The following is a 10951-nucleotide window of genomic DNA, read 5'->3' as shown; positions in this document are numbered from 1 at the left end:
CTGATGACCTGGCCGCCGGTGAGGACTGCCATGTCTTGCAGCATTGCCTTACGACGGTCGCCGAAGCCGGGAGCCTTGACGGCTGCCGCGTTGAACGTGCCACGGATCTTGTTGACCACGAGGGTGGCCAGCGCTTCGCCTTCGATGTCCTCGGCGATGATGACGAGCGGCTTGCCGGTCTGCATCACTGCTTCGAGGGTCGGCAGCATGGCCTGGACCGTGCTGATCTTGGCGCTGTTGAGCAGGACGTAAGCGTCTTCGAGGACGACTTCCTGGCGCTCGGTGTCGGTCACGAAGTACGGCGACAGGTAGCCCTTGTCGAACTGCATGCCTTCGGTGAAGTCGAGCTCGGTGCCGAACGTGTTCGACTCCTCGACCGTGACCACACCGTCTTTGCCGACCTTGTCGATGGCGTCGGCGATGACCTGGCCAACGCTGGCGTCAGCGGCGGAGATGGTGGCGACCGACGCGATGTCCTTCTTGTCGTCGACGTCCTTCGCCTGATCGGCGATCGACTGCACGGCGGCAATGACTGCGGCCTCGATGCCACGCTTGAGCGACATCGGGTTGGCGCCTGCTGCGACGTTGCGCATGCCGGCCGAGATCATCGCTTGCGCGAGCACGGTGGCCGTGGTGGTGCCGTCACCGGCAATGTCGTCAGTCTTGGTGGCGACTTCCTTCACGAGCTGCGCGCCCATGTTCTCGAACGGATCGTCGAGTTCGATTTCCTTGGCGATTGACACACCGTCGTTGGTGATGGTCGGTGCGCCGAACTTCTTGTCGAGTACGACGTTACGGCCCTTCGGTCCAAGGGTGACCTTGACGGCGTCAGCGAGCTTGTTGACGCCAGCTTCGAGTGCGCGGCGCGCCTCGTCGTCGAATTTCAGAATCTTTGCCATGTTGCTATTTCTCTTTCAGATCTTGTGGTGGTTACAGCGGTGGAGTTGCTCAGCCGACGATGGCGAGCACGTCACGGCTGTTGAGGACGAGTAGGTCTTCGCCACCCGAGGCGACCTCGGTGCCGCCGTACTTGCTGTACAGAACGGTGTCGCCGACGCTGATGCCGATTGCGATGAGTTCACCGGTGCTGTCAGAGCGCTTGCCTGGACCAACGGCAAGGACTTCGCCCTGCTGCGGCTTCTCTTTGGCGGTGTCGGGAATGACGAGACCGGAAGCGGTCTGAGTCTCGGGCTCTGCGGGTCGGACGACGATGCGGTCGTCCAGCGGCTTCAGGTTCATGTGTGTTGCCTCCATTGGCAGGTCACTGTTGTGTGTCTGATGTATCGGATTGGGTCGGGTACCAAATTGGCACTCTCCCCTACCGAGTGCCAATGATAAATGTCGCGCGAGCCAATGGCAACCGGCAGGGCCGACTGCTCACGAGAAGTTCTTCTGCTGTTCAGGCCGACGTGGCGTCGCGAAGCAGCCTGAGAGTCTCGGCGAGGGGGAGACCAATGACGTTGGTGACGCTGCCGTTGATCTTCTCGACAAAGGCGCCGGCCGCACCTTGGATGCCGTAGGCCCCGGCTTTGTCCATGGCCTCGCCGGTCTCCAGGTACCAGTCGATCGCGGCATCTTCGAGATCAGCGAACGTGACCTCGGTGGTGACGACGATCGTGCTGGAACGGCGGACTCCGGCGATGGGCACGGACACGGTGACGCCTGTGTGGACGAGATGGCTCCGCCCGGACAACATGCGCAACATCCGGAACGCATCGTCGGCGTCGAGCGGCTTCTCGAGGATCTCGCCGTTGACGTCGACGGTGGTGTCGGCGGCCAGCACGATCTCGACCGGACTGGCGAGGGGTGACGCCATGGACGCATCCGTCTTCTCGATGGAGAGCCGGCGCACGTAGTTGGCGGGAGCCTCGCCGGGCAGCGGGGTCTCGTCGATATCGGCGGGCCGGACTGCAAAACGCAAACCGGCGCCTGACAGCAACTCACGCCTCCGAGGTGAACCTGACGCCAGAACGAGGGGCGCCGCGAAACCGAGCACGGTCAGCCGCCCGAGAGGGCCATGACGTGGGCATCGTCAGGAACTGACACGTCACTGTCGAGCCCGGCGCGCGTCTCGTCGTCGAGCCACCCTGCTGGCAACGCGACCTTGATCGGGCCGTTCGTGTGGCCGCGCTTGATGCGCTCGCCACCCTCGACAATCTCTGCGGTCGGGTCGAGCAGCGCCATGATGTCATCGAGCTCGGCAAGCGACGCACAGAGCGCGAATCGGCGCCGCACCTCGGAACCGACCGGATAACCACTCATGTACCAGCCGGAGTGTTTGCGAAAGTCACGCATGGCGTGGTCTTCGCCCATGTGTTCAGCAAGTAGGCGACCGTGCAAGGCCATCACTTCGGTCACTTCACCGAGCGTTCGGCTCGGACGAACTTCACGGCCTGACAGCGCCTCGACGAGATCGCCGAACAGCCAAGGGCGTCCGAGGCAGCCGCGCCCGATCACAACACCATCGCAGCCGGTTGCTTCCATCATCTTCACTGCATCGGAGGCTTCCCAGATGTCGCCGTTGCCGAGCACCGGGATCGAGCCCACTGCATCCTTGAGCTCGCCGATTGCGTCCCACCGCGCCTCACCCGAGTAGTGCTGCTGAACCGTGCGAGCGTGCAGCGCTATCGCTGCGACGCCCTCTTCAGCACAAATCTGGCCGGTCCTCTTGTGCATCAGCCAGTCGTCGAAGAGGCCCATTCGAAACTTGGTGGTGACCGGGATGCCATACGGCTCGGCGCTCTTCACCGCAGCGCGAACGATTGCACGAAGCAGCTCGGGCTTGGCGGGGACCGCTGCGCCGCCACCCTGCCGCGTCACTTTGGCAGCCGGGCAACCGAAGTTGATGTCGATGTGATCGACTCGGTCAGCATCGCACAGGATGTGGACGGCCTTGCCCATGATTGCCGGGTCGGATCCGTACAACTGCTGGCTGCGGGGCAGCTCGTTCGGCCCGAAGCTGATCATCCGGTCGGTCTTGGCGTTCTTGTGCACCACCGGTGTCGCCATCGCCATCTCGTTGAGATAGACGAGGCCGGGGGCATACCGACGGCAGAGTTCGCGAAACGGCGCGTTGGTCACGCCGGCCATCGGGGCAAGCACCACCGGAGCCGACAGCTCGTGATCACCGATCTTGAACGTCATAGGCACGACGGTATCGGCTGCGTTTTGTCACACCCACGACCTGAAACCAAGCTGACCTTGTTGCGACAGCTTCACGGCAGGTTGGCGATGGCTTGTTCGAGAAGGTCCGCTTCGACGTCGATCGCAAGCCAGAGCGGCTGGTTCTGTTCGTTGATCTCGTCGGGCGACGTTGTGGCGATCACGAGATTTCCGGCAGCAGCCGCTTCGACAAGCACCTGGCCCTGCGCCGGCAGCACGAACGACACACCAAAGGTGCAGTCGACTGGCTTGGTGATCACCACGGCCAGCAAGAAGAGGTGGGTTGCCTCATCCGACACGTGCTCGGGGGCGAGCGGCATCGCGACCGCCTCGGTACGGATGTCACCGATGCCTTCGACTGCGTGGACCCGAGCGAGGTCGGTGATGGCGGGGTGGCCCTCCGCATCGATGACTGCTGTGGGCCATTGCTTGCCGTCGACGTCAAGCATCGCGCCGATATCGATCACCTGGAACACCGGAGCGTCAGGCTGTTCGGACGACTCAGACATTCAGGAAGGGCAAGCGAAGGTTCGGGGTGGCGCCGACATCAAGCGGAGTCGGGCCGTCAGAACGGAGCCGATGCCAGCCAGCGGCCGCAATCATGGCGGCGTTATCCGTGCACATGGACCGGCTCGGCAGGAAACCCTGGATGCCGTCCTTGACGCATCCGTCGAGTACTTCCTCACGCAGCAGCGAATTTGCAGCCACGCCGCCGCCGAGCACGATGCTTTTCGCTCCGACTTCCTTCGCGGCTGCTCGGGCCTTGGTCACGAGCACGTCGACGACCGCCGCCTGAAACGACGCAGCGACGTCGGCCGAGCTGACGTCGGGATGTTTGCGGACATAATTCATCACCGAGGTCTTCAATCCGGAGAACGAAAAGTTGTAGCTGCCATCGAGTAACGCCCGCGGGAACCTGATCGCATCGGGGTCGCCGAGCAGAGCCGCCTCGTCGATCGCCGGGCCACCCGGGTAGCCGAGGTCGAGAAACCGCGCAACCTTGTCGAAGGCTTCGCCCGCCGCATCGTCGATGGTTTGACCGAGGAGCCGATAGCGACCGTGGTCTTGCATCTCGACAAGCATCGTGTGACCACCCGAGACGAGCAGCACGACGAGCGGAAACTCAAGCGTTGGGTCTTCGAGCGACGCCGCGTACAGGTGTGCCTCCATGTGGTTCACACCAATAAACGGAACGTCGTAGACGAGGGCGAGTGACTTCGCAGCCGACACACCGACGAGCAGTGCCCCGACAAGGCCAGGGCCCACGGTGCACGCAATAGCATCGATCCGCGAGTCTTCGACACCGGCTTCGACGATTGAACGGGCGATCACCGGATTCAGGATCTCGAGGTGGGCGCGGGACGCTACTTCGGGGACAACGCCACCGAACTCGGCATGGATCTCGACCTGTGTTGAGACGACACTCGAGACGACGTCGTACCCGCCCATGACCAGCGCTGCGGCAGTTTCGTCGCAGCTCGTCTCGATGCCGAGGACAAGGGTCGAGTCGTTGAACTCGGGGTGGGCGATCGGCTCAGACATGGGCGGCCTCTCGGATCTGATCGAGCCGAGCGCGGTAGACATCGCTCTGCATTTCGTGACACCACATAACAATGGCGTCTTCGACGTTGTCATAGTACTTCTGGCGGACGCCCGCAGCGTCAAACCCGAACTCGCGGTACAACTCCTGTGCCCCCGAGCTCGTCGCTCTGACTTCGAGAGTCCAGCCAACGCAACCACGTTTGATCGCGGTCTCGGCGAGGTCCAGCATCAGTGCCCGAGCAACCCCTTGGCGCCGAGCGATCGGCACGACGGCAACGTTGGTGATGTGTGCCTCCTCGACAGCGAACCACAGGCCGGCGTAGCCGACAATTGCTCCGTCCCGACGAGCCACGACGTAGTGCCGGTCGCCCTTTCGGACCTGGGCGATTTCTGTGGCAAACACCTTCTGCGACCAGCCGACTGGGTAGGCGGCCGCTTCGATCTCCATAATCCCCTGGCGAATATCGCGCTGACGCATTGGCGCGATCGACAGACCTTTGCCATCAGCCGGCTCACGCTGGAGCAGCCGCTCGATCACGCTCATGTGCGCGCCGCCCGAGTCGCCCAGTTGATCTTCGCATCAGGTGCACGCAGGTAGACAGGCTCGATCTCACGTGGTTGCACCCACTCTTCGCGTAGCGCACGGGCGTGCGCCAACTGCACGAGTTGCCCGGCAGATGGGTGGGCATCGCCACCCATCTCGCAGTGGAAACCCTCGAGGATCTCGTCCCGGTATCGAACGGCTCCGTCTCCGACGACCAAGACGTCTTGGCTGCGCGCCATCAGGTCTGCAACGAGGTCTTCAATGGGGCCGACGGCCGGCTCCGCTACCTGTTGAATCCCACCCGGCACTTGTCGGTACATGGCGTAAAAGACTTCGCCCTTGCGCGCGTCGATGACCGGGACGACCACCCGGTCGGTATGACGGCAAGGGAACGCGAGCAGATCGAGCGACGAGATGCCGATCATGGGCACGGACAACGCCTGAGCAATCGCCTTCGCAGCGGACAACCCCACGCGCATGCCGGTAAACAGCCCCGGGCCGACGTCGACGGCGACCACGCTGATCTCGGCAAGCTCGATGCCAGCCTGCTTGCAGACGAAGTCGATTGCCGGCACCAGCGTCTCGGCATGCCTGCGTCCCTTGGTGACTTCGAACAGACCGATCACGCCCTCGTGGCCCCCAATGGAGACGCTGACCCTTTCGGTCGCAGTTTCAATACCGAGGATCAACATGCAAAGCGTTCCAGGCTCGTCTTCAATCGGTCCCAGCGGCTCGCCCACGATGCCCCGGTGCCAGCAATCTCGATGAACCGGGCCCGGTCGAGCGCCAACTCGTCGGCCTCGTCGTCGGGGTCCTGGTCGAGCATCACCGTGAGGTGGTCGCCGAACGTTCCTTCAACGACGTCTCCCCACTCGACGAGGACGACGCCGCCGAATTCGGCGAGTTCGCCCAGGGCGAGGTCGGCCAGTTCGGCGGTCCGATCGAGCCGGTAGACGTCAGCGTGGTGCATCGTGCGAATGCCCCGCACTGTGTGTGGCAGGTCGTAGCTGTGGACGAGTGCGAAGGTTGGCGATGTGATCGGTTCGTCGATGTCAAACGCTGTTCCGAAGCCCTGTGCGAAGGCGGTCTTACCCGCCCCCATTTCACCGGCAAGCACGACGATATCGCCGACGCGAACCAGCCTGGCGATCGCCCCAGCGATGGCGTGGGTGTCACTGATCGAGGCCGCTCGGAGGTGCAACATCAGCCTTCGATGCTACGGCGCGAGAAGCGCGGCACGCGCCCCGAAATACCACACACAATCTCGTAGCCGATGGTGTCGAGCTGGTCGGCCCAGTCTTCGGCACGAATCGTCTGAAGACCGTCGGGCCCATCTTGGGAACCCAGCAGGACGACGTCGTCACCGATCCGGACCTCGTCGTCACCACAGTTGACCATGAGCTGGTCCATCGTGACTCGTCCAACGATCGCACGGCGTCGCCCACCGATGAGGACTTCGCCGCCATTGGTCGACAATCGACGCGGGACGCCGTCGGCGTAACCAATCGGCACCGTCGCCACGTTGCTATCACGCTCGAACTTGTAGATGCGGCCGTAGGAGATCCGGCTTCCAGCGCGCGCCATCTTCACGTACGAAACGCGGGCGCGTAGCGAGAGCGCCGGGCGGAGTTCGACCGACAAGTCGTCGACCCCATGGCCGGGCGAAATCCCGTACATCGCGATGCCGACGCGAACCATCGAGCGACGCGTGGCCGGGTGCGCGAGCGCTCCGGCCGAGTTGGCGAGGTGCACCAGCGGAACCGCGCCGACGAGTTCGACGATGCTTGCCAGCGCCCCGTCGAACCGCTTGACCTGACGCTCCGTGAACTCATCTTCAGGATCGTCGGCAACCGCGAGATGGCTGTACACGCCAGCGAGTCGAATTGCCGGAGCTCGTTCGGCAATTGATGCAGCAAGCGCGCTCGCGGCATGCGGGTGGGCTCCGACCCGCTGCATGCCGGTGTCGATTTTCATATGAACCGGCAAACCCGTCGGGCCTGCAGCAACGAGTGCGTCGAGAAACGGTCGCGTGTAGACGGTCGGAGTCAGGCGATGCTCGACGATTTCGCTCGCACTCTCCGGTGGCTGCTCACTGAGGATCAGAATCGGTCCATCGATGCCGGCACGGCGGAGCGTGATCCCCTCACTGACCAGGGCAACGCACAGGCCTGCGGCGCCCGCAGACAGAGCGGCTCGGGCGACGTCGACAGCGCCATGGCCGTACCCGTCGGCCTTGACGACCGCCCACACGGCGGACGGCGCAACAACCGTACGGAGGTGCGCGATGTTGTGCTGGATCGCGTCGAGATCGATCTCGGCCCAGGCCCACCGTTTTTCATTCCGCATTTCATTCATGGCTGCACTTACCGTAGGCCAGTCAGCACCCCGGGAAGCATCTCGACGAGATCTCCGGCCAAGAGTCCCGCCGGCGGGCACCGGCGCGCTGCGTCGGCGTGAACCCACGCCGCAGCAGCTGCCGCGTGCAGCCCCGACAGGCCTGCTGCAAGTCCGACGGCAACAAGCCCGGTCAGTACATCGCCGGTCCCCGCCGTGGCAAGGCGTTCGTCGCCGTGGTCGACCAAGAGCACCTCACCATCGGCGGCGGCAACGACCGTGGTCGGCCCCTTCAGCAGAACCGTGCATCCTGTGTCGGCAGCAAGCGAGCGGGCCGCTGCCACTCGATCGCTTCCGGGCAGCGCTCCGGTCAACGTTCGGAACTCACCGTCGTGCGGAGTCAACACGGTCGACGCAGTTCGACGACTGAGTAGAGCGCTCAGCGACCGATCATCGCTCGTCAAAGCGAAGAGCGCATCACCGTCGATCACTGTGGGAACCGGAGCAGCACCGATGGTCTCAAGTACCGCTGCCATCGTCTGCTTGCCACGACCAAGACCCGGGCCGATCGCAAGGGCGCCGAATCGATCGATATCGACGAGCACCTCAGCGGCCCATCCGGTCGTCGACACCTCAAGCTGAACGATCTCAGATCGAGTCTCAATCGACTGCCCGGGGACCGACAGCTTGACCAAGCCCGCTCCTCCACGAGCAGCAGCCTCGGCGCACAACCGTGCTGCTCCGATCATTCCTTCGCTGCCACCGATCACACGAACAGCGCCACGCCACTTGTGGGCATCGGTCGCACGCCGGGGCCACCACGCCACGACGTCAGCGGCACCCAGAAGATGTTGGTCGACCACGGGGAGTTCGAGCCCGATGTCAGCAACCTCGATGCGCCCCGCCAGCAACGCGCCGTCACCGAAGAGCAGACCTGGCTTCATTGCCTGGAACGTGATGGTGCAATCAGCTCGAAGCACGCTGCCCGAGGCCACGCCGGTCAGGGCATCGACGCCGCTCGGCAGGTCGACCGCGAGCACCGGCGTTGCCCCGACATGAGGCGCAGGCCACTCGCCGCGAAAGCCAGTTCCGTAGGCCGCGTCAATGACGAGGCCAGCCGAGGGCAACGTGTCCGGCAGCGCGGCGGCGTCAAATACTTTTACCTGTACGCCCCGGCGCCGAAGCACTTCGGCGGCCACGCGTCCGTCTGCACCGTTGTTGCCTGTACCGGCAATCACCACGACCACACGGCCGTAGCTCCCACCCAACATGTCCAGCGCGATTCTGGCGACAGCTCTACCTGCTCGATCAATCAGTTCGTCGATGGGTTCAGTTGCCGCGGCGTCGACTGCCGCCATTTGGCTGGGCGTCAGCACCGGGAGCATTGCTGCAACCTATGCGGTGAGTGATTCGCGCAGCTCGCGCTTCAAGAACTTGCCGTTGGCGTTGCGCGGCAGCGGCTCACCGAGGAACCACATGCGCTCGGGGATCTTGAACTTGGCAAGCGTTGGCGCGAGGAACTCGCGGAGGCCGGCCTCGTCGAGTGACGCACCAGGCGCAAGGACGATGGCGACACCGACGATCTCGCCGAGGCGATCGTCGGGCACACCGAACACGGCAGCTTCGGCAATAGCTTCGTGCTGGTAGATCGCCGTTTCCACTTCGGAGCAGTAGATGTTCTCGCCACCGCGGAGCACCATGTCTTTGGCGCGATCGACGATGAATACATAGCCGTCCTCGTCGATCGTGGCGATGTCACCAGTGCGGAACCAGCCGTCTTGAATCGCTTCAGCAGTGGATTCTTCGCGGTTCAAGTACCCCTTGATCACGACAGCGCCTCGCACGCAGAGTTCACCGACGCCGCTATTCGGAACGTCGTTACCAGCCTCGTCGATCAGCTTGCCGTCAAGTGTCGGAACGATACGGCCGCACGAAGCCGGCTTGGCGACGTAGAGCGCACCAGAGTTCGCGGTGACGATGCCATGTGTCTCAGTGAGGCCGTAGCCCGTGCTCGGAGACGTGCCCGGTTGCGACTTATCGATCTTCTCGACCAGGTCGGGTTGCAACGGTGCGCCACCGCCGCCGAGCCCGGCGAGGGTGGAGGTGTCGCGAGTTTGCCAGTCGGGGTGCATCAGCATCTCGCGGGTCATCGTCGGCACGCCCGAGAAGTTGGTGACGCCCTCGCGCTCGATCAGTTCGAGCGCCCGGGCCGCATCCCACTTGTAGGTGAGGACGATTTTCGAGCCCGAGATCGTTGCCGGGTGCAACAGGCAGTTGTTCGCCGTGACGTGGAACAGCGGCGTCGGCGCCATGAACACGTTTTGCTTGTCGGGGTCCGCAGCCGCAGGGGGTTCGCTGCCAGCAGCAACCGCAGCCTTCGCGCCAGCAAGCCCGGCAACACCGGTCATGAAGGCAAGATTGAGCAGATTGTGGACCGAGCCGCGGTGGGTCAACTGTGCGCCCTTGGGAGCGCCCGTCGTGCCGGAGGTATAGAAGATGCAGGCATCGTCGTCGGGGTCGATATCGGCCTCCGGCAGGGTCGCTGGCGCGGCCGACGGGTCAACGACGTCTTCCCACCGCGTTGCGCCCTCAGGCAGTTCGACCTTGCCGTCAGCTGGTGTCCGCACGGCGATCACGTGCAGCGGATTTGTTTCGCGGAGCTCGTCGAGCACCGGTGCGACTCGCTCGATCCGCTCGCTGTCGGCAATCAACACCTTGGGACTCGAATCGGCCAGGCCGTACTTCATCTCGTCTGAAGTCCACCAGGCATTCATGCCGACGCACGCTGCGCCGAGGGAAATGATCGCCCAGTAGCTGAAGACCCACTCCGGATAGTTGCGCATCGCCACGGCAACGCGGTCGCCGCTCCCAACACCGTGTTCTTCGCGTAGGTGGTGAGCCAGCGACTTGATGATCGCGTCAGCCTCGGCATAGGTGAATCGCTCGTCTTCGAAGACGACGTAGTCACGGTCGGCGTAGCCGCCTGCGAGCTCCCACACGAACCGCATCGACGGTGGCGCTGACTCAAAAACCCGCATCGGGATCCCCCGGACCTCGATCTCTTTCATCGCAAACTGCGCACCCGGCGCTGTCAGTTCTTCCCACGCTTCTTGAAACTCCATCAGCATCCGCTGATCATCGCAGCCACCCGGACGCCGCCACGAATCCGCGTGAGCGATTCCAGCGAACGACCCCGTATTCGCTCACGCCAAATGGAAGGCAGCGGCCCCGTCCCCCGAGCGTGAGCGAGTCAGGCCGCAGGCCTGAGACTTGTGTGCACCGACGAAGGAGGTGAGCGGCGCAGCCGTAGAGGAGCGACGAAGGAGCTACTCACACACAACGTAAGCAGCGGCGACCAGATCACTGTGG

At 63.7% G+C, this 10951-nt stretch carries 12 protein-coding genes; all 12 read right to left on the bottom strand.

Annotated elements, in window-relative coordinates; all coding sequences use genetic code 11:
* Positions 1-899, bottom strand: an 899-nt coding sequence (gene groEL / locus ACH2EI_RS14665; protein WP_395160567.1) for a chaperonin GroEL, incomplete at its 3' end; no start/stop codon positions are given.
* A gap of 49 nt (positions 900-948) precedes the next feature.
* Complete coding sequence (gene groES / locus ACH2EI_RS14660; RefSeq protein WP_395155705.1) at positions 949-1239, bottom strand: co-chaperone GroES; 291 nt, start codon at positions 1237-1239, stop codon at positions 949-951.
* Positions 1240-1399: 160 nt separating this feature from the next.
* On the bottom strand, positions 1400-1996 hold the full coding sequence (locus tag ACH2EI_RS14655; RefSeq protein WP_395160565.1) for a Maf family protein: 597 nt from the start codon (positions 1994-1996) through the stop codon (positions 1400-1402).
* Positions 1997-1998: 2 nt separating this feature from the next.
* Positions 1999-3144 (bottom strand): tRNA dihydrouridine synthase DusB, encoded by a 1146-nt coding sequence (gene dusB / locus ACH2EI_RS14650; RefSeq protein WP_395160563.1) that lies wholly within the window; start codon positions 3142-3144, stop codon positions 1999-2001.
* 71 nt (positions 3145-3215) lie between these two features.
* Entirely contained in the window at positions 3216-3671 is a 456-nt protein-coding gene (locus ACH2EI_RS14645) for a hypothetical protein (RefSeq protein ID WP_395155681.1), read from the bottom strand.
* Positions 3664-4704 (bottom strand): tRNA (adenosine(37)-N6)-threonylcarbamoyltransferase complex transferase subunit TsaD, encoded by a 1041-nt coding sequence (gene tsaD, locus ACH2EI_RS14640; protein ID WP_395155679.1) that lies wholly within the window; start codon positions 4702-4704, stop codon positions 3664-3666. The genes ACH2EI_RS14645 and tsaD overlap by 8 nt, the downstream gene beginning before the upstream one ends.
* Positions 4697-5248, bottom strand: a complete 552-nt coding sequence (gene rimI / locus ACH2EI_RS14635; RefSeq protein ID WP_395155677.1) for a ribosomal protein S18-alanine N-acetyltransferase — start codon at positions 5246-5248, stop codon at positions 4697-4699. Before rimI ends, tsaD begins: the two co-directional genes overlap by 8 nt.
* The gene (gene tsaB, locus ACH2EI_RS14630) at positions 5245-5940 is read right to left on the bottom strand and encodes a tRNA (adenosine(37)-N6)-threonylcarbamoyltransferase complex dimerization subunit type 1 TsaB (RefSeq protein ID WP_395155675.1); all 696 of its coding nucleotides are present in this window, start codon (positions 5938-5940) and stop codon (positions 5245-5247) included. The genes rimI and tsaB overlap by 4 nt, the downstream gene beginning before the upstream one ends.
* Positions 5934-6452 (bottom strand): tRNA (adenosine(37)-N6)-threonylcarbamoyltransferase complex ATPase subunit type 1 TsaE, encoded by a 519-nt coding sequence (gene tsaE, locus ACH2EI_RS14625; RefSeq protein WP_395155673.1) that lies wholly within the window; start codon positions 6450-6452, stop codon positions 5934-5936. Before tsaE ends, tsaB begins: the two co-directional genes overlap by 7 nt.
* Positions 6452-7603, bottom strand: a complete 1152-nt coding sequence (gene alr / locus ACH2EI_RS14620; protein ID WP_395160561.1) for an alanine racemase — start codon at positions 7601-7603, stop codon at positions 6452-6454. Before alr ends, tsaE begins: the two co-directional genes overlap by 1 nt.
* A gap of 8 nt (positions 7604-7611) precedes the next feature.
* Complete coding sequence (locus tag ACH2EI_RS14615) at positions 7612-8967, bottom strand: NAD(P)H-hydrate dehydratase (protein ID WP_395155669.1); 1356 nt, start codon at positions 8965-8967, stop codon at positions 7612-7614.
* Between the two features lie 9 nt (positions 8968-8976).
* A complete protein-coding gene (locus ACH2EI_RS14610; protein ID WP_395155665.1) occupies positions 8977-10710 on the bottom strand; it encodes a class I adenylate-forming enzyme family protein in 1734 nt (577 codons plus the stop codon).
* Positions 10711-10951 lie beyond the last annotated feature (241 nt).

The organism is Ilumatobacter sp. (assembly GCF_041688325.1).
Classification (GTDB): Bacteria; Actinomycetota; Acidimicrobiia; order Acidimicrobiales; family Ilumatobacteraceae; genus Ilumatobacter_A.
The sequence above is the reverse complement of the archived record's forward strand: the minus strand, read 5'-3'. Positions and strand labels throughout refer to the sequence as shown.